Genomic DNA, 18,529 nt, shown 5'->3' with positions numbered 1-18,529 from the left:
ACGACATCGACATGCCCATCATGACTACCGACTGGATCGAGCCCGCCTCCTTTGCCTCGGTGCCCACGCACTCGCAGCAGGAACACGCCTGCATGCCGCCGCTGCAAGGCTACGACGCGCAGATGCGCATCGCCGCGCCCTCGCGCGTAAGGATCCGCGACGGCAGCACCCTGACGATTCCGGTCTGCGCACGCGGCATCCTGCCCGTCATCGACAATCCGCAACTGCCGCGCTTCGTGGCGAAGGATACGCGCACCGGCAAGGTCTACCGCGGCGTCGCGTTCAACTACGTGCGTCCCAAGCTGCCCAATGTCTCGGTGGACCCTCGGGAAGGCGGCCCCCGCCCCCCGAAGATCGCCCTGCCGCCGGGCATGACCGTGGAAACGCGCTTCACCACCGACATGGCCGGCGTGCTGCACCTGCCGGCCACGCCGGCCACCTATGAGGTCTACATCGAGGCCGAGGACGTGAAGTCGAACACGGTGACCATCGAGGTCGAAGAAGGCCAGAAGTGAAACTTGGCTAGAAGTAAAACCCGGCCAGGGAAAGCGCCGGCCAGCAGAAGTTCCGGCTGCCAAACGAACGGACCGGTCAAATGAAGACGGCCCTGCTCTGCAGGGCCGTCTTTCCATCAACAACGAGCCGCCGCTCAGGGCCGCGCGGGCGTCATCTGCCGGATGTTCTGCTCGTTGCGCGCAGCCATCGCCTCCACTTTCTCAGCGTTGCGCATATCCTTGGCGCGCTGTTCCATCTCGGCCTTCGCGTCGGTCTTGGCGAACACATCCTTGTCGCGCACGCGGAAATACATGCGGGTGCTGGCCAGCAGATGGTCTGGCCAGCTGCTCAGCATCGCGTCGTGCACCAGCCAGTCGAACAGCGTCATCACCTTGGGCGGCAATTGCGTTTTGCCGTCCCGCGCATCGCGCCATGCGGTCAGCAGACGCCGCTGCATGGCGCGATCGGCCTTCATGTCGGCGAAGGGGTCCGGCAGCTTCTCCACATAATCTGGGTCGCCCGGCTTTCTGCCAAGGCGCATGTTTTCCATGACGACCGCCTCCTGCTCCCATCTTTCCATGGCCCGAAGCTGCTCGGGTTGGTTGCGTTCCATGTCCTGACGCCGCTGCTCCGTCGCCGCATCCTGGCGCTCGGCTTCTTCCAGCCCCTTGTACTCTTCTTCCAGGCGCTCCCACAGCGGCAGGAAGCGCTGCGGCGGCGCTTCGCCCCGGCTGGCATTGGCCCGTTCGCGGCGCTCATTGGCCAGCGCCTCCAGTTCGCGCGCGCGCGCCGTCGTCTCGGGCTTGGCAAGCTCCTCCCGCGGCAGCATGCTCAATCGCCTGCGCTCTTCGATGAGCTCCTGCTCCGGGGTGAAGAAGTCCCGGTCCTTGATCCACGCCTCTGCGGGATCCGACATCCCGGCGCGAAACACGGGGTCCTGATAACGCACCGCCAGCCACCGCAGGAAAACTTCCATGTGCGGTGCGAAATCGCAGCCGGGTTCGTATTTGACGATCTCGCGGTAGGCATCGACCAGTTCCTGGACGTGATAGGTCTGTCCTTCATCTTCGATCGAGCCGGCCAGGCTCAGCATCCGGTACAGCACCTGATCCCGGGACGCAATGCTCTCCATGCTATACATCGCAGCGCCGTGCGCGAGCGCCAGGTTCATCATTTCGCGCAATGGAACCCGGGATAGCGACGCGCGAGTGCCCAGCGATCCCATTGGGGCCACGCCGGTCACGTCACCGCTCGAGCCCGGATAGAGATACTGCAGGCCACGCGTCTTTTCCAGGGAGTCCAGCCGCTGATTGCGGCGCAATTCATGCGCCGCGGCGAAATGCACGGCCTTCTCCACGGCTGCGGGTATGGTCAGCGTGCGATCCTTGTGCGTCTGTTTGATCAGGTCCGTGAAGGGAATTAACTCAAGGAACCAGTTTTCTTCCATGATGGAAGCGACACTGTCAAACAGTCCCAGGAATCGAATGACAATCTTCGCGTCCGGGGCACCGTCTTTTCCGATGATGGCCAGGTCGGTGTCGTGGCGGCGCTTGTACTTCTTGACGATATCGTTGACGAATTGCTTGGCGATGACCCCGCCACGATCCGCGCCAAAAACGCAGATCTCGATACGCACGACCTTTTCCGTACCCGCGTTTGCCTTCTGATAGGCTTCCTCGAACTGACGCCTGGCCGCGTCCAGGCGCGTGTCAACACCGGTTCCCATCAATTCGGCGACGGCGGCATTGTCCCGCACGACCGGCACGCCCTCCAGCAATGTAGCTTTGGCAGCGTTCTTTCCCGCCGTCCAGGCAACCTTCAGCGGATTCTTCTTGAAATCCGACCAGAAGCCGCGCAAGGTGGCTTGTGCGCGATTGCGGATTCGCTCGGGATCCAGCGCATTCCAGATTCTTACCGTCTTCTCGGGAAGCGACTGGACGTCTTTCACGACGTCCTTGTATGCCTTCACCATGGGGTGGAAGGACCCATCCTTGATGGATTGCTGGACAGCCTTCTTTGCGCGTCCCGTGGCATCCACATCCGGAATTTCATCAAGACGCGTGATGTTCTTTGCCGCGTCCTGCGCGCTGGAGATCGCCTTGTCGGCCACTTTTCCTCCAGCAATCGTCAGCGCGCGGACAACGACGTCAGCCTTTGCGCTCTCGTTCAGCTCGACGCCAAGGCCCGAGTAGTAGAACGGAAACCAGTGCTGCTTGTTCGGCCTGTTTTCGTCGTCTTCGCTGAAGTGGGCCATCCACAGCCTGCTCACATTCGACAGGAACGTCGGATTCTCCTTATCGATATCCTTGTTCCGCCCGAAGCCATCGAAAAAGAAGCCCATCCGCAAAGTGATACCGCACTCGGTGCAGGAATCCTTGGGATAGGCGGCCTCATTAGCCGCCATGGCCTTCAAGACTGAAGCGGGCGTTCTGTCGACTTCAGGAATTTGATCACTGGACATTCTTCTCTCCAGGAGGCGTGCCGGACGCCTTGATCTGTGCAATCTTTTCGCTCGGCAGGGCAAACACGGCACGGCCAAAATCACCCGGTTTGCGATTCGGATCTTTCAAGAGTTTCGCGATCTCGGCCTGCTTGTCAAAATCCGAGGCCACGACAAAGTAGAGATACATGTAGCCGCGCATGTCCTCGGCCTCTTCAATGCGATACCGCGTCCAGGCCTGCCGGGTGACCTTTGCGAGAACATGCTTCAACTGGGTCGCGTTTTCGTAGCCGGTCAACTCGGCGCCGTACTTCCCGTACAGCCATCGCGTGGTTTCCACGATTGGAATTCTGACTTGACCGGTCAGATTGCGACTCAGCGCGAGCTCCATATGCTCGTCAGGATAGATATGCAATTCGAGATAAAGCGTGCCATCTCCGTCGGGCGCCTTGGTAGCGGGAAAATGCACCTTTGTTTCCTTCCTGAACAACAGATCGTCGAACTTGTCGTCGAACAGATGTTTGCGAAGCAAATCAGGGTCCCCCCCGCTCCACTTCACCGTAAAGTCAGTCCCCTTAAATGTGTAGCAGCAGGAAACCCGTCCCTCGCCTCCGCCCGGCACCAACGTACTTGAACTGACTACGTTGCCCGATGCGTCACTCAGCCTAACCGGCTCCAGATTCCAGGGCGTGTAGTTGTACGCGATGAAGCTGACACCCTGGTACGTGGGTTCGCCATTGCACCCCGCCAACAGGCCCAGCCACAGCAGTACCCCGATCAAGCCCTTACGCATTCCTTGCTCCCAAATTGTCATCAGACACCCTTGCCTCCGGGCGCTGTTCCCGCCGCCTTGATCTGCGCGAGCCTGTCCATGGTTAGCTTGGACACCGCCCGCCCCAGATCGCCCGGCTTTCTGTTCGGATCCATCAACAACGCTGCAAGCTTCGAATCCTTGTCGAAGTCCGAAGCGACGACGAAGTACATATACATATAGCCGCGCATGTCCCCTTCGTCTTCAATCCGATAACGCATCCAAGCCTGTTTTGTCACCTTCGCAAGCACGTATCTCAGCTCGTGAATGCTTCTGTAATTCTCCAGTTCCTCTTTGTGATGCTTGTATAGCCAGCGCGCGGTTTCAACGATGGGAATTCTGACTTGCCCCAACAATTGACGGCTGAGGGCCAACTCCATGTGCTCGTCCGGATAGATGTGCAATTCCAATATGACGGGCCCATCGCCGGGAGGAAGCTCCTGATCTTGCAGGCGCGCCTGCGTCTCTTTGGTAAAGATCACGTCATCGAATCTTCCGTCGTACATGTGCTTGCGCATCAAATCTGCGTCGCCACCTTTCCACTTGATCGTGAAGTCAGTACCTTTCAGCGAGTAGCAACACGAGACACTTCCCTCGCCACCACCTGATGGAATCATCCCGCTCGCGGCCATCCCGCCAAACGCATCAGCGATCTGAACGGATTCCAGATCCCAGGGCGTGTAGTTGTAGGTGATCACGCTCACCCCCCGATAAGTCGGTTCGGCGCTACACCCGCTCAACAGGCCAAGCCAAAGCAGCATGCCGACCAATGCTTTACGCATCGCCGCCATCCCGGCCCGCCCGATGCCGTGCCTGCACCGCATCCCACACCGCGTCCGGCACGCCTTCCAGCGCTTTCGACAGCCCGCCTTCTGCGTTTGCCCGATACGCACGCAGCCCGTCGGCGATCGCCGGATGCTCATCGAAGCGCGGCGAGATCGCCACGCCCCACGCAACATAGTCGAACGTGTCCTTATCCCCCGCCACGCCGTGAGCGCGCGCGCGTTCCAATTGCGCCTGCACGCGCGGCACCAGGGCGTCCTGATCGGGGTTGCCGGGCAGCAGGTTCGGATAAAGCCGGCGCAACTGCACCGCCAGCTTGTCCGGGTAGTCCAGATCGAACAGCATCTGGTGCTGCTCGGGCGTGAAGCGTTCGATGCCGTCCGGCCGCGCCGCGGGTAGCCGGCCCGTGCCAGCCAGCTCGCCCTGCGAACCATCTCGCAGCGCATAACGCAACGTGATCAACGGCGCCGCGAAACGCGCGCGCTGCTCGGGTGTCCAGACCTGGACCACGCGCGCGAGGATGCGGCTGTCGTACCAATGCAGGAAGAACTCGCTGGCATCCGGCAAGGCGTAGTCGCAGAACGCGCCAAAGTGCGCGATCAGCTTCTCCAGCGGCACCGCCGACGCGAAGCTCATCATCGCGTAGCGGCCTGCGGCGCGCTCGTGCAGCGCTTCCAGCACGCGCACAAGCACGGTGCTGAAATCCCCGTGACGCGGTCCGCGCAGCACGCCTTGCGAGGCGCCGTCCACTTCGATCAGCAGCGGCGCCACGTCGCCGTATATGTCCAGCCCGGTCTGCGCCCACACCGAGCCGAAGCTCAGGTCCTCGGTCGCGGTCAGCCGCGCCAGCAGATCCGGATGGCCGCGGAAGTCGACGATCACATACGCGCGCGCGGCCTCGCCATACGGGCCCCGGTGATGGGGCAATTCTGCGAATGTGGACAGCAGCGCGTCCTGCCAGGAATAGTGCATCGCCGTCATGCCTTGTCGGTGATGGACTGCACGCTCTCCAGGGCGTCCAGGACGCAGGTCTTGCAGACGGTGAATTGGGGGAGCGGATACGGCATCTGCGTCGGGCCGGCAAATTGCTTGTTGCCGGTCTTGACGTCGATACGGCCCGGGGCGGTGACGGTGATGTTGCCGCCTTCGATCACGATGCTGGCGCCCGCCGCGTTGGCGATGCGGATTCGTGTGGGCGACGCGTACTCAATGCCCGCGTTGGCGCTCACCATGCGCAGGTCCTGCTGCGCCTGCACTGTCAGCACATCGTGCTGCGACAGCACCTCCACATCGCCCGTGCCCGCAATCAGATCCAGGCCCGATTCCGCGCCGCCCTGCTGCACTCCGGCCACGATTCCCAGCGCCTGCCCGGTATGCACGCGCAACGACCCGATGACGGCCAGGTTGTGGTCCTGCCCGGAAGACCAATGCACCAGTTCGCCCGCCGCCACCTGCAGGTTGCGTCCGGCCGCTTGCGTCAGGCCCGCGCGGCCCGCCATCAGCACCAGCGGGTCCGTCAGGTGGGGCACCTTGCCGTCCACCACGTCCGTATGTTTTGCCGAGGCATCGCCCGCCGCGCCGCCCAGCACCTCGCCGGCCACGGTGCCGGACACGGCGTGCGTCATGGCGGCCAGCGGCGCGCGTTCGCCATCCAGGCGGCTGGCGCCTTCGGACGTCGTGCCGCGCGCGGACGCCAGCCGCACGCCCTGGTGGGCGCCGACCACGCCATCGAACGACTGCGCCATGATGTCGGCCTGCCCGGCCAGCGTCAAAGGCGCCGCGGCCTCGCCCGCCGGCTCGCTGCCGCCCGCGTTATAGGTCGTGAGCAACACGCCGCCTGCGCCGCGCACCGCGCCGAACGCATCCGTGCGCAGCTCTGCGCCCACGCCGCGCACGTTGCCGCGATAGTTGCCGCTTTGGTGAATCAAGTGGCCCAGGTTCAACTCCGTGGCGGCCTGTGTCGTCTTGATCTGCATGCGCAGCTGGCCATCGCTGTCGTCGAACACGATCTGGTTGTAGCCGTCGCCGCCGAATTCCTTGCTCTTGAAGCCGCTCAGCGCGGCCGCGTTGCGATGCTGTTCGTCGCCACCGGCCGCGCCATGCCAGGCAGGCGCATTGCCGCTGGCCAGGTTGGCCTGCGCACTGGGCTTGCCGTCCAAGGCGGCGGCGTACACGTCGGTGTTCATCGGTTCGCCGGCCCTGCCGCCGGGCGTGGAGGGAATGCCGCCCTCGCCGCGTCCGTTGTACAGCGCGCCCACCACCAGGGGCTGGTCGATGTCTTCATCCAGAAACCGCACCAGCACTTCCTGGCCGACGCGCGGCACGAAGCTCATGCCCATCCCCGCGCCTGCCTGGCGCTGCGCCACGCGCGCCCATCGGCTTTTTGCCAGGCCCGCGCCGTCCGCCTGCCAATGAAAGCGCACGCGGACATCGCCGCGTGCATTGCGGTAGATCTCGTCCTCGCCACGGGCCTCGGTGGAACCTTCGGCGTTGGTGACGATGGCCGTGTGCACGCCCACCACCGACGGCGCGCCCGCCAGCCGTGCGCCGCGCCCCGCGGCGAAGGCGGCGCGCCAGGGCCGGTCGCAACGCACGGCGCGGAACCGGTTTGCATAGCCGACGTCGTGCGCGCGCGCCAGCACGGCGGCATCGGGCTGCGCCTGGTCAAGGAATGCGTCGCTGCGCGCAGGCGCATCCCCGTCCGCGGCGTGCGCGACGGTCTCGTCGTCAAAGCGCAGAAAATCATCCAGCGCGCCCCGCATTCCCGCCATGCCGGCATCAGCCTGGCCAGGCAGATTGTTCACGCCCACCTGCTCCAGCAGATCCAGCACGAAGACCGGTTCGAAACCCGCCTCGCCGGACGGACCCAATGGCGACATGTCCTGCAGCGTGAACCGCGTTCCCGACCGGAAAGTGCGCACATTGCCGCGCCCCACGAACGTTTCCGCGCTTGCCTGCACCGCCTGCATCATCAGCGTGGCCTGAAACTGCGCATGCGCCTGATTCAGCAAGGCGCCGTGGCCCAGCGGCTCGAACCATTCCAGCCCGGCGCTCTCGTCATCGGACCCGCTGGCCGGGCCCGCCAGGGCCTGGCCCGAAATGGCATGCTTGCCGCTGGCATGCCATCCCAGCACGGTGACGCGTTCCACGCCCCGGCGTTGCCGCCGCGCGAATACCTGCACGCCGTCCTGCGATTCGGTGGCGTGCGCGCGCTGAAAGCGCACGCCCACGCCGGCGGACTGGGCGTCCTCGGCCAGCGTGCGGCTGTCGGCAAAGATCAGCACCGCGTGGCGCGCAGGCGCGCTGTCGTCTTCGACGGTGGTCCAGCCCAGGCCGGACTCGGCCAACAGCCGCGACAGGAAGTCGTAATCGGTTTCGCGATACTGCGTGGTGTAGGGACGCGCGGGCAGATCGGCCAGATGCGTCTCTACCTCGGCGGACACCTTGTATGTGTAGCCCGGGTAGGTATCCAGCACGTGCCGCACGATGTCCAATACGGGCTGGCTTTCATAGATGCGGCTTTCGCGCCGCTGCGTCGCCAGCCACAGCCACGGCGCCAAGGTCAGGCGATACCGCGCCATGCCCGGATTGCCGCCCAGCATCTCGGCCTCGCGCACGACGCCGCTGCGCCCGGTTTCGGTGCCGTCCGCACACGTGGTCCACAAGGTGGCCGGGCGCGAGATCATGTCGTTCAGGTCCAGCCCGGCATCTTCGGCCAGCGCCACCACGCGCATCTGACCAATCGTCGACAGCCCCTCGCGCGCGGCCCAGCCTTCCACCTGCAAGGACGACATCGCCCCTTCGCCGTCCAGCCGGAAAAGGCGGGTCTCGGCGCTGAAACTGCCGCTGCTTGCGTTGACAGCCATGGAACAAAAACCTCTTGGAAGACGTTGACGACACTCGCCCGCTCCGGGCGATGCGAATTCAGGGTTCGACGTTGGCTTGCGGCGTTGGGCATTCCGGGGCCGTGCCCCACTGCCCCGCGCACACGCGCAGGCGGCATTGCTCGCCTTCGATGAAACTGAGTTTGCGGCACGCCTTCAGCCGGTCGGCCAGCGGCGAGCCGGGCATCTCGCGGATGAATACGCCGTCGGACTTGTAGACGCGCGTGCCCGGCGGAGACGCGGGCGGCAGCCCGTAGCTCATCAATGCCGAGAGCAAGGCGGCGTCGGTATCCGACTGCTTGGCGGCAGTGCGCGGCGTGTTGCTGGCGGGCTTGGCCGCTTGCGGCGCGCCAGACTGGCGCGCGCGTTGCTGTTCGGCTGCCTGACGCGTGGGTCCAGGCGCAGGCGCGGCCGCTGGCGGCGGCGTCATGGCCAGGACAGACAGCGGATTAGTCGGTTCGCCCAGCGGGTCCGGGTCGCCTCGGCCGATGTTCGCATCGCGCGCGGGCGGCGCTTCGTCAACGATGGCGGCGACCGCCGGCGGCGTGTCCAACACAGAGGGTAGCGACGTCTCTGCCGCGGAGGCCGCGCCAGACGCTTGCGGCGGCGCGGAGACGGGGCGCTCGGCCGACGCCACGGCGGGCGCCGGCGCTTGCGCCGTCATGGGCGCCGCGCCCTCTTCATGAATGAACCAGGTGACGCCGCCAGCCAGCAAGGCCAGCAACAGCGCCAGCGCCAGCCACCGCCCCGCGCGGCGGCGCGGCGGCGCAAGATGTTTGACCTCGGCTTGCGGTACGCGCCCCTCTAGCGCCGCAAGAATGCGCGCCGATTCGATCTCGCGTGACGAGGACGCCGTGGCGCTGAGCAAACTCGGCGCGGTCTTCGTAGGGCGAGATTCTTGTTTGTCTTCTGCCATGCGGATTCCCGTGTCAGCAGGAGGCGTGTGCAGCCCCCCTGTAACCAAGCCCGCCGAGAATACCCGATCGATCCGTTTCGATCATCGCTCCTTGTTACGATTCCTAAGGGTCGGACGCTACTTGCAACGCCCGAGCACTTGCCTCGTGCGCGAATAGAACAAAAGATTACGCCTTCACATGAGGGACCTATTTTGTTGCTGCTACTGCCCCTGTATTTTTTACTGGCGGTGGGCGTCTCCGCTCTCCTTTTTTTTCCCGCGTTGCGCCACGGCGCAGCCCGGGGTCTGCGCGCCTGCGTACAAGGCGTGGCGCGGGGTGCGACGCGTGGCGCGACCCACGCGGGCGGGGCAGTTGGCGGGACGGCGGGCGTGCTGCGCAGCAGCATGAACGCGTCGAAGGATTGGGTCGGAAGGTATCGCTGGCAAGTTGCAATCGGGCTGACAGTTGTAATGCTTCCGTCACTTTTTGCTTTCTTCATGCGACACAATCACACATTCGTTTACAGCACCCAAACGGCCGGTCCGGACCGCCGGATACAGGCTTTGCTGGAGGGCGAAAGGCTGGCGCCGCCCGCCCCGCTGCCCCCCGACGCATTCACCACCCGCGAAGTGGAATTGGTGCGTCCGAAGCTGGGCGGCGCAAGCCGCAACTGGGATCTGCTGGATGCGGATTTCCGCCAGCGCCTGCTCTTGGCGTATCGCATCATGCGTGAACAGCATGGGTACGAAATGGCGCTGATCGAGGGCTATCGCAGCCCCGAGCGGCAGGAAGAGCTGGCGGGCATGGGCACGCACGTGACGAACGCGGGCGCGTTCCAGAGCTATCACCAATATGGCCTGGCCGCCGACAGCGCATTCTTCCGCGACGGCAAGATCGTCATCTCTGAAAAAGACCCCTGGGCCATGCGCGGCTATGAACTCTTTGGCGAAACCGCCGAACTGGTCGGCCTGACGTGGGGCGGCCGCTGGAAGATGATGGACTTCGGCCACGTCGAGCTGCGCCGTCCCGGGGTCATGCAACGCGCTCGCGAGGGCGCCAAGTGATGGCCCGCGTCGTCAAGAAAGGCCTGTTGGTCCTGGTGCTGTTCGCCGTGGTGTGGCTGGCCGTCATCATCTGGTGGCAGGAATCCCGCACGCTGCCGACCGGCGTGGACATCGGGCTGTATCTCTTCGCGCTGCCCCTGGCGATGCTGGCGGCCCTGTGGCTCGGGGCGCGCGCGTTGCGTGCCGCACGCGCGCCCAAGCCTGGCGCGGACGCCGCCACGCCGGCGGCGCAAATGCCGGCGCACGCGCCCGCGCAGCTTGTCCAGTTGCGCGTGGCCGCCGTGGCGGCGCGTGCCGCCGCCGGCGACGACACCGCCGCCATCGCCGAGGCGCTGGCGGCACAAAAGCGTCCCGAGCTGGATGCCGAACTGAAAACGCCGCAGGGCTATCCAATCTTCGCCGCGCGCGTGCCGGGCGTGAACGACCTTGCGCTGTACGCCGCCGCCCGCGAGCGCGGCGCGCCGCCCGAGGCGACGGGCACGGCAACCCTGCGCGTGACGTCCCTGCTGGCCGACGTCGCCCGCACGCTCACCCACGAGGCGCATCGCCACGTCACCGCGCTGGATGTGCCCGCCCGCGATGAGGACTGGCCCCTGCTGCGCGTGGAGCTCGTCCTGCCGGCCGATTGGCCGGACGCGGCGCGAGAACGCGCGTGCCAGGAGATTCAGGCCGCGGCCGGCGTCTGGCCTGATAGCCGCATCAGCGTCGCGCAACACCAGGCGCGCGACACCATGGCAGCCGACGGCCTGCTGCGCGACCTGGCGACGGCCCCGCACGACGCGCAGACGCCCGAGCCCTGGCGCATCGTGCTGGCTGGCGACGGCTATATCGATCCCGAGCAAGTGGCAATGTGGGATGGCATGTCGACACTGCTGACCCCCGCCAATCCGCAAGGCCGCGTGCCGGGCGAAGCGGCCGCCGGCCTGCTGCTGGGCCCGGCCGGCACCGATGCCCCACTGCGCGTGGCCCTGTCGCCCGTGCTGCGCCGCCAGAAGCAGGCCGACGCGCGCGGCGCGCAGGCCGAAGCCCCGCTGGCGCAGACCGTGCAAGACCTGCTGCAACGCGCGGACGTCGCGCCCGACAGCGTCATCCACGTCATCAGCGATGCCGACCACCGGGGCAGCCGCCCGCTAGAACCGATCAACATCGCGTCACAACTTTTCAGTCACCTGGACGCCGCCAAGGACTGCCAGTCGGTTGGCGTTGCCTGTGGCCATACCGGCGTGGCCGCCTCTCTGCTGACGCTGGCCGTGGCCGGGCAAGCCTGCATGCAGTACGCCCAGCCGGTACTGACCCTTACCCTGCAAGACCCCGTATTGCGCTCGGCGGCACTGGTTTCCCTGCCCGCCGCCAGCGCTACCGCCTGACCCCATAACAACAGCGAAAACCATGCGTAGCCCATCAGGATTGTTTTCTCGATTTTCCAGCGCCATGAGCGACTTCCGCTACTGGAGCGCTCGCGTGTTCGCCAACCCGCGCACCTTCATGGCCATTGGCCTGATTGCGCTGATCGTGTTCCTGTTCCTGTTTGCCGACACGATGCAGATCGCCATGGTGTGGGCCGGGGCCTTGCTGGGCGTGCTGCTGTTTCTGTGGTTGTGCACCTACCTGTGGCGCCGCCGCAAGGCGCGGCGCGCCAACCAGAAGCTGGGCGACATGCTGGAACAGCAGGTGCAGACGGGCGCGGCCGCCAGCCCCGCCGCCAACCGCAATGAGATCGAGGCGCTGCGCACCCGGCTGACGCATGCCGTGCGCACCATCAAGACATCGAAGATCGGCCAGACCTCCGGCAACGAAGCGCTGTACGAGCTGCCCTGGTACATCGTCATCGGCAACCCTGCCGCCGGCAAGAGCAGCGCCGTGATCAATTCCGGCTTGCAGTTCCCCTTTGCAGACAAGAACGGCGCAGCGGTGCGCGGCGTGGGCGGCACGCGCAACTGCGACTGGTTCTTCACCACGGAAGGCATCCTGCTGGACACCGCGGGCCGCTACTCGGTGCACGAAGAAGACCGCAACGAATGGATGAGCTTTCTGGACCTGCTCAAGCGCCATCGCCCCAAGGCGCCCATCAACGGCATCATCGTGGCCGCCAGCATCAGTGAACTGACGGATGCCGGCCCCGAGTTCGCGATCAACCTGGCCAAGAATCTGCGCCAGCGCGTTCAGGAACTGACCGACCGGCTGGAAGTGTTTGCCCCGGTATATGTGATCTTCACCAAGGCCGACCTGATCGCCGGCTTTTCGGAGTTCTTTGCCGACGCGGATGCGCGCGAGCGCGATCGAGTCTGGGGCGCCACGTTGCCCTATGGCGCCGATGAAAGCCGCGACGTCCTGACGCTGTTCGACGAGCGCTTCGACGAACTGTACGAAGGGCTCAAGGAAATGGGCACGGCGCAGATGTCGCTGCGCCGCAGCGCCGCCCTGCCCCCGGGCCTGCTGACGTTCCCGCTGGAATTCGCGGGCATCAAGCCGGCGCTGCGCACGTTTCTGTCGACGCTGTTCGAGACCAATCCGTTTCAGTACAAGCCCGTGTTCCGCGGCTTTTACTTCACCAGCGCGCTGCAGGAAGGCGCATCGCGCAGCACGTCCACCGACAAGCTGGCCGAACGCTTCACGCTGCGCCCGGCCAACCGCGAGCCCGCGCGCGGCGTCAGTTCGCACAACGGTTTCTTCCTGCGCGACCTGTTCTCCAACGTGATCTTTGCGGACAAGAAGCTGGTGCGCCAGCACGCCAGTCCGAACAAGGTCCGCATGCGTTACCTGACCTTCTTCGGGTTGGTGCTGGCGCTGGGCCTGGTGCTGGGCGGATGGAGCTGGTCTTACCTGGGCAACCGGCAACTGGCCACCAACGTGCAGGCCGACCTGGACAAGGTCGTTCGCCTGCAGAGCGAGCGCACGGACCTGCAAAGCCGCCTGGAAGCGATGGAGATCCTGCAGGACCGCATCGAACAGCTGGACCGCTACGCCGCCAGCCGGCCGCTGTCGCTGGGCCTGGGGCTGTATCAAGGCGATGTGCTCAAGCAGCGCCTGCTTGCCGAGTACTACAACGGCCTGCGTCAATTCATGCTGGCGCCCGTCAAGGCCAGCCTGGAGGACTATCTGGGACGCGTGGACGTATCGCAGGCGGCCGCTTCCGGCGAGCGCCCCGCCACCGCACCCGCGCAGGCGCAACCCGTGCGCGCGAACGCGGGCGACACGCTGTTCCAGGACGCCTCGCCCACCAACGTCGACGACGCCTACAACGCGCTCAAGACGTACCTGATGATGGCCAACCGCGAACACGTGGACCCGACGCACCTGTCGGATCAGATCACGCGTTTCTGGCGCGGCTGGCTGGAAACCAACCGGGGCGCGATGCCGCGCGACCAGCTCATCCGCAGCGCCGAACGGCTGATCTCGTTCTACGTTGCGCGCGCGGCAGACAGCGACTGGCCGCAGATCGAAACCAACCTGGCCATGGTCGAGCGCACGCGCGGCAACCTGCGCAGCGTGATGCAGGGCATGCCGGCGCGCGAACGCGCCTACGCCACGCTCAAGGCGCGCGCCGCGACCCGCTTCCCCGCGATGACGGTGGCGCGCATCATGGGCGAGGCCGACGCCGCCGTGGTCGCGGGCAGCTACGCGGTGCCGGGCACGTTCACGCGGGAAGCCTGGGAGCAATACATTGAACCGGCCATCGGCGAAGCCGCCCGCAAGGAAGTCCAGACCAGCGATTGGGTGCTGGGCGTGAACGCGCGCGACGACCTCACGCTGGAAGGCAGCCCCGAGCAGATCCAGAAAAGCCTGGCCACGATGTACAAGACGGAGTACGCGCAGGAGTGGCAGAAGATGCTGCGCGGCGTCACGATCAAGCCTTTCTCAAGCTTCGAACAGGCGGTGCAAGGCATGAACCGCCTTGGCGATCCGCAGAACTCGCCGCTGGTCAAGCTCATCAACACGACGTACGAGCAGACCTCCTGGGACAACCCGTCGCTGATCAACACCGGCCTTTCGCAGGCGCAGACCGGCGTGGTCGCGTGGTTCAAGCGAGTGATCCTGCGCCAGGGCCAGCCCAAGCCCACGGAAGTCGCGCCGGGTGGCGAACAGATGCCGATGGGACCGGTGGGCCGCGAGTTCTCCGACGTGGCGCGACTGGTTGTCACGCGCGACAACCAGTCGCTGCTGGGCAACTACATGAATGCGCTGTCCAAGATCCGCACGCGCTTTAACCTCATCAACAACCAGGGCGATCCGGGCCCCGGCGCGCTGCTCCTGATGCGCCAGACGCTGGAAGGCAAGGATTCGGAACTGGCCGATGCGCTGAAGCTGGTGGATGAGCAGATGCTGGCGGGATTGACGCCCGCGCAGCGCGAGACGCTCCGTCCGCTGCTGGTGCGCCCGCTGATCCAGGGTTACGCCGTCGCGATGCAACCTGCCCAGACCGAGTTGAACAAGGTCTGGAACGCGCAGGTGTACCAGCCCTTCACGCAGACGCTGGCCGACAAGTATCCGTTCTCGACCAAGGCCGGCATCGAGGCCAGCGGTGAAGAAATCGGGCAGATCTTCGGCCCGCAGGGCAGCATCGCCAAGTACGTCAACGAGACGTTGGGTCCGCTGACCGTGCGTCGCGGCGACATCCTGACTGCGCGCACCTGGGGCGACATGGGCATCGAGCTGCAACCGTCCTTCACGGCGAACTTTGCCCAGTGGGTGGCGCCGCTGTCCGGCGGCGCAGCCGGATCGGGCGCGGCAAGCCAGCCGCAGACGCTGTTCCAGATCCAGCCCAGGCCCGCCGGCGGCGTGACCGAATACACCATCGAGATCGACGGCCAGCAGCTGCGCTACCGCAACACGCCGGCGCAATGGGTGAACTTCGTATGGCCCAACGCGCAGGGCGCGCCGGGCGCGCGCATCACGGCCACCGCCTTTGACGGCACCGTGGTGGAAGTGGTCAACGAACCCGGCCGCTTCGGCCTGGAACGCCTGATCTCGGGCGCGCAGCGCAAGCCCAACCCGGACGGCAGCTTCGAGATGAGCTGGAGCAAATCCAACATCACCGTGCCCGTCCGTCTGCGCATCATCAGCAACGCGCAAGCCGCCAGCGCCGGCGGCGCCGAGCCCGGCAGCCAGGGCCTGCGCAACCTGCGCCTGCCCGCCACGGTGGCCGGCACGTCCCCTCAACCCTCCGTCGCCCCGACGCCTGCCGGAGCGCAGCAATGAGCAATCCGCAGTCTCCCATGTTCCGTACGGCTTACTTTGGCAAGATTCCGTCCCGGGGTGATTTCGTCAAGAATACCTCGCACCCGCAGCTGATGGCGACGCTGGATGCGTGGGTGGCCAACACCATGGAGGTGCTGGCGCAGGACCCGCACTGGAAGACGCTGTACGACGAAGCGCAGCCCGTTCCCTTTGCCGTGCTGGGCTCGCGCGGCAAGCTGGCCATCGCCGGCCATCTGCAGCCCAGCCGCGACCAATCGGGCCGGCGCTTTCCGTTCATTACCGCCACGTCGGTGGAAGTGACCCGTCCGCTGGACTTCATCGCGCGCAGCCCGCTCGCCTTCAGCCGCATGTGGAATCGCATGGGCACGGCGGCGGCGCAGCTCATGCACGACGGCGACCCCGCGCCCGCGCTGCAAACGCTGAACGACCTGGAAGGCGAGATCCGCACCGCCGCCGACGACGGCTTCGATGCCTTCATCGACCTTCAGACGATCGAACGCGTCGAGGCCATGCTGCGCGGCAACGGACACGCGGCCAGCATGCACGACATCGTCCTGGCGCTGGGCATCCTGCTCACGCCCGTGATGTCCAGCGGCTCATCGCAGCTGGACACCGGGCTTGCGCTGCCGCTGCCGGACGATCCGCTCTACATCAATCTGGTCGCCAGCTACTGGATGACCTTGATCGCGCCATTCCTGACACGCGCCGATTTCGAGATCGCCATTTTCATCGGGCGCATCGCCGGCAAGCATCGGCTGGTGGTGGGCTTTCGCGGCGCCTCGCCGCGCACGCTGGCAACGCTGCTATCCACCCCGCAGGCGCTGTCGCAGCATTACATCGTGCTGGAAGACGCGCCGTGGGTGCGCGATCACGTCAGCGCCAGCCACGGGCTGGCCAAGCTGGCGAGCTATCTGGATCAACCGCGGCTCTCCTTGCGCCAGGCGCTGGAGACGTTCCGCGAAGTTTTCATCGGAGCCTAGGACATGCGTACGCTTACTCTGGTCCTGGCCGCCTCGCTGGCATTCTCGGCCCACGCCCAGGACGCCGCCACGGTCGTGCCCGCCAACGTCATTCCCCAACCCGGCCAGGTGGTGGCCAGCGGCGCGGTGCCCGACGAGGCCACCAAGGCCGATGTGCTGGCGCGGCTGCAAAAGGTCTATGGCGTGGGCAACGTCATCGACCGCATCGACGTGGGCGGCGTGGTGGCCCCCCCGAACTGGTCCCAACACGTGGGCAAGCTGCTGGACAGCCCGCTCAAGCAGATCAACCGCGGCCAGCTGGAAATCGACGGCACGCAGATCCGCCTGCGGGGCGAGGTCGACAACGAAGCCTCGCGCCAACAGATCGCCAGCAACTTTGCCACGTCGCTGAACCCGACGTACAAGATCGTCAACGGCTTGCGCGTGTCGGCCGGCAAGGATGAGCAGGATGTGCTGGACAACCTGTTGACCAACCGCGTGGTGGAGTTTGAGACCGGCAGCACCCGCTTGACGACGCGCGGCCGGGAATTGCTGGATCGCGTGGCCGACACCGTGCCCAAGCTGCGCGCCGACAAGATCCAGATCATCGGCCACACCGACAGCTCCGGCAGCCGCAGCACCAACCTGGCGCTCAGCCAGGCGCGTGCGGACGCGGTTCGGGACTATCTGGTGGACAAGGGGTTGCCTGCGTCGCGCTTCGAAGCGATGGGAGCGGGCCCGGATCAGCCGGTGGCCACGAACGCCACGGCGGAAGGCCGCGCCAAGAACCGGCGTATCGAGTTCCGGGCGGCGCGGTAGTCAGGGGTGGCGGCGGTGCGCTCAGTTGCCGTCGCCGGCCTTCTTGATGCCCAGCAATTCTTCCAGGCCCGACAGCGTCTCGTCGTTCTTGACCACCGTGCGCAGCCACAGGTGCAACGACATCTCGCCCCAGCTTGCCGCCTTGTCGGCCAGGTAGGCCACCGGGCTGTGCGGCTCGGTGCGGCGGAAGAACTCGGCCACGTCCCGCAACTGCGCCAGCGCCTGTTCGCGGGTCTGGATGGGCCCGCGGGCGGTGGCGGTCGGTACGGCGTGCAGCGGCGCGGCAGCGCCCGGAGCGCCCGACGCAGCGGCGTCATCGAAGTGATCGGCGGCAGTCAATGTGGGCTCCACACGAACAGGGGCGGCGGGCGCGGCCGGCGCCGGTGCGGCGGCAAGGTCCTTACGGACCAGAAGGCCCGCATCGCGCGCAAATCGGTGCACCAGTTCGGTCACGTTGCGCAGCGCCTCGCGCACCCGGGAGAACGCCGGGCTTTCATCGCCCAGTTGCGCATCCAGGGTGCGTTCCAGTTGATCCAGCGCCTGCGCGCAGCCTTGCAGCTGCGCGTCCAGCTCCGAATAGAAAGAAGGCGGCGTGTCGCGCCGCGCGGCATCGAAGCGGTCCAGCGTGAGCTTGCCGCGTGTTAGTTCGTGGGCGTTGTCGGGCGTGCGCTTGACCGCATTGGCCAATTGGCTTGCCGCCTCCCAGAGCACCGCGCCATAGCGGGCGCCGTCGGCTTGCGTCAGCGGGATCTCGCCAATCAGTTGCTGCGACCGCGACAACAGCCACGCCAGATTGCCCACGCGCTGCTGCACATCGCCATCTTCGGGCACCGGGTGCAGCCCGTCCCAATAGTTGCGGCACAGGCCGTCGATCAGCAGGTAGCCGTCGCGCAGCCCCGCGAAGCCGCGGGTCTTGGCCCAGGATTCGGCAAGCCACGATGCGATGCGGATGTCTTTGCTGCGGTCGCGCAGCACGGTGGTGCAGATGCGCGTCACCTCGGGCCAATCGGCCTCTTTCAGGTCGATGACCCAGTCGCCTTGGTCGAGCTGGGGGTCGTCATGCCGGCGGGCCTCGCGTATCGCGTCGAACTCGGGCGAGAACACCAGGTCCACGCCGCAAGGCGTGTCGCCGGGAATGGGTTGCAACAGGGCGTTGATGTCGGTCATAGGCGTCAGGGC

13 protein-coding genes are annotated in these 18,529 nt (G+C 65.9%); 6 read left to right on the top strand and 7 right to left on the bottom strand.

The features are described from left to right. The first annotated feature begins 11 nt into the window (after positions 1-11). Positions 12-515, top strand: a complete 504-nt coding sequence (locus KVT32_RS20305) for a hypothetical protein (protein ID WP_056325710.1) — start codon at positions 12-14, stop codon at positions 513-515. A 134-nt stretch (positions 516-649) separates the two neighbouring features. On the opposite strand, the gene KVT32_RS20300 is transcribed toward KVT32_RS20305, so the two are convergent. The 6 genes from KVT32_RS20300 to KVT32_RS20275 are packed head-to-tail and all read right to left on the bottom strand — an operon-like array spanning position 650 to position 9,329. Then, on the bottom strand, positions 650-2,956 hold the full coding sequence (locus KVT32_RS20300; protein ID WP_217618788.1) for a phospholipase effector Tle1 domain-containing protein: 2,307 nt from the start codon (positions 2,954-2,956) through the stop codon (positions 650-652). After that, complete coding sequence (locus KVT32_RS20295) at positions 2,946-3,728, bottom strand: hypothetical protein (RefSeq protein WP_217618787.1); 783 nt, start codon at positions 3,726-3,728, stop codon at positions 2,946-2,948. Before KVT32_RS20295 ends, KVT32_RS20300 begins: the two co-directional genes overlap by 11 nt. A gap of 20 nt (positions 3,729-3,748) precedes the next feature. After that, the gene (locus KVT32_RS20290) at positions 3,749-4,528 is read right to left on the bottom strand and encodes a DUF3304 domain-containing protein (protein ID WP_217618786.1); all 780 of its coding nucleotides are present in this window, start codon (positions 4,526-4,528) and stop codon (positions 3,749-3,751) included. Beyond that, positions 4,521-5,501, bottom strand: coding sequence for a DUF4123 domain-containing protein (locus tag KVT32_RS20285; protein WP_152382530.1), 981 nt, complete (start codon positions 5,499-5,501; stop codon positions 4,521-4,523). Before KVT32_RS20285 ends, KVT32_RS20290 begins: the two co-directional genes overlap by 8 nt. A 5-nt stretch (positions 5,502-5,506) precedes the next feature. Further along, positions 5,507-8,395 (bottom strand): type VI secretion system Vgr family protein, encoded by a 2,889-nt coding sequence (locus KVT32_RS20280; protein ID WP_217618785.1) that lies wholly within the window; start codon positions 8,393-8,395, stop codon positions 5,507-5,509. 58 nt (positions 8,396-8,453) lie between these two features. Then, a complete protein-coding gene (locus KVT32_RS20275) occupies positions 8,454-9,329 on the bottom strand; it encodes a hypothetical protein (RefSeq protein WP_146177817.1) in 876 nt (291 codons plus the stop codon). A 189-nt stretch (positions 9,330-9,518) separates the two neighbouring features. Here KVT32_RS20275 and KVT32_RS20270 point away from each other — a divergent pair, with 189 nt between their 5' ends. The 5 genes from KVT32_RS20270 (at position 9,519) to KVT32_RS20250 (ending at position 17,350) form a co-directional block, all read left to right on the top strand. Further along, a complete protein-coding gene (locus tag KVT32_RS20270; RefSeq protein ID WP_217618807.1) occupies positions 9,519-10,373 on the top strand; it encodes a M15 family metallopeptidase in 855 nt (284 codons plus the stop codon). Then, on the top strand, positions 10,373-11,740 hold the full coding sequence (locus KVT32_RS20265; RefSeq protein WP_217618784.1) for a hypothetical protein: 1,368 nt from the start codon (positions 10,373-10,375) through the stop codon (positions 11,738-11,740). Before KVT32_RS20270 ends, KVT32_RS20265 begins: the two co-directional genes overlap by 1 nt. A 64-nt stretch (positions 11,741-11,804) precedes the next feature. After that, positions 11,805-15,572: a type VI secretion system membrane subunit TssM gene (tssM, locus tag KVT32_RS20260; protein WP_254636955.1), complete on the top strand. Its 3,768-nt coding sequence runs from the start codon at positions 11,805-11,807 to the stop codon at positions 15,570-15,572. After that, a complete protein-coding gene (tagF, locus tag KVT32_RS20255) occupies positions 15,569-16,552 on the top strand; it encodes a type VI secretion system-associated protein TagF (RefSeq protein ID WP_056325695.1) in 984 nt (327 codons plus the stop codon). Before tssM ends, tagF begins: the two co-directional genes overlap by 4 nt. Positions 16,553-16,555: 3 nt before the next feature. Continuing rightward, positions 16,556-17,350: an OmpA family protein gene (locus KVT32_RS20250; protein ID WP_056325693.1), complete on the top strand. Its 795-nt coding sequence runs from the start codon at positions 16,556-16,558 to the stop codon at positions 17,348-17,350. Positions 17,351-17,371: 21 nt separating this feature from the next. Here KVT32_RS20250 and tssA read toward each other — a convergent pair whose 3' ends face one another. Then, entirely contained in the window at positions 17,372-18,517 is a 1,146-nt protein-coding gene (gene tssA / locus KVT32_RS20245; RefSeq protein ID WP_217618782.1) for a type VI secretion system protein TssA, read from the bottom strand. Positions 18,518-18,529: the final 12 nt, after the last annotated feature.

Origin of the sequence: Achromobacter sp. GbtcB20, assembly GCF_019091095.1 — a bacterium.
Lineage (GTDB): Bacteria > Pseudomonadota > Gammaproteobacteria > Burkholderiales > Burkholderiaceae_B > Achromobacter > Achromobacter mucicolens.
The sequence above is the reverse complement of the archived record's forward strand: the minus strand, read 5'-3'. Positions and strand labels throughout refer to the sequence as shown.

Coding starts and splice junctions, on each gene's coding strand:
- tssM (WP_254636955.1), top strand. CDS start 11,805: ATGAGCGACTTCCGCTACTGGAGCGCTCGCGTGTTCGCCAACCCGCGC.
- KVT32_RS20285 (WP_152382530.1), bottom strand. CDS start 5,501: ATGCACTATTCCTGGCAGGACGCGCTGCTGTCCACATTCGCAGAATTG.
- tagF (WP_056325695.1), top strand. CDS start 15,569: ATGAGCAATCCGCAGTCTCCCATGTTCCGTACGGCTTACTTTGGCAAG.
- KVT32_RS20300 (WP_217618788.1), bottom strand. CDS start 2,956: ATGTCCAGTGATCAAATTCCTGAAGTCGACAGAACGCCCGCTTCAGTC.
- KVT32_RS20295 (WP_217618787.1), bottom strand. CDS start 3,728: ATGCGTAAGGGCTTGATCGGGGTACTGCTGTGGCTGGGCCTGTTGGCG.
- KVT32_RS20275 (WP_146177817.1), bottom strand. CDS start 9,329: ATGGCAGAAGACAAACAAGAATCTCGCCCTACGAAGACCGCGCCGAGT.
- KVT32_RS20290 (WP_217618786.1), bottom strand. CDS start 4,528: ATGCGTAAAGCATTGGTCGGCATGCTGCTTTGGCTTGGCCTGTTGAGC.
- KVT32_RS20305 (WP_056325710.1), top strand. CDS start 12: ATGCCCATCATGACTACCGACTGGATCGAGCCCGCCTCCTTTGCCTCG.
- KVT32_RS20280 (WP_217618785.1), bottom strand. CDS start 8,395: ATGGCTGTCAACGCAAGCAGCGGCAGTTTCAGCGCCGAGACCCGCCTT.
- tssA (WP_217618782.1), bottom strand. CDS start 18,517: ATGACCGACATCAACGCCCTGTTGCAACCCATTCCCGGCGACACGCCT.
- KVT32_RS20265 (WP_217618784.1), top strand. CDS start 10,373: ATGGCCCGCGTCGTCAAGAAAGGCCTGTTGGTCCTGGTGCTGTTCGCC.
- KVT32_RS20250 (WP_056325693.1), top strand. CDS start 16,556: ATGCGTACGCTTACTCTGGTCCTGGCCGCCTCGCTGGCATTCTCGGCC.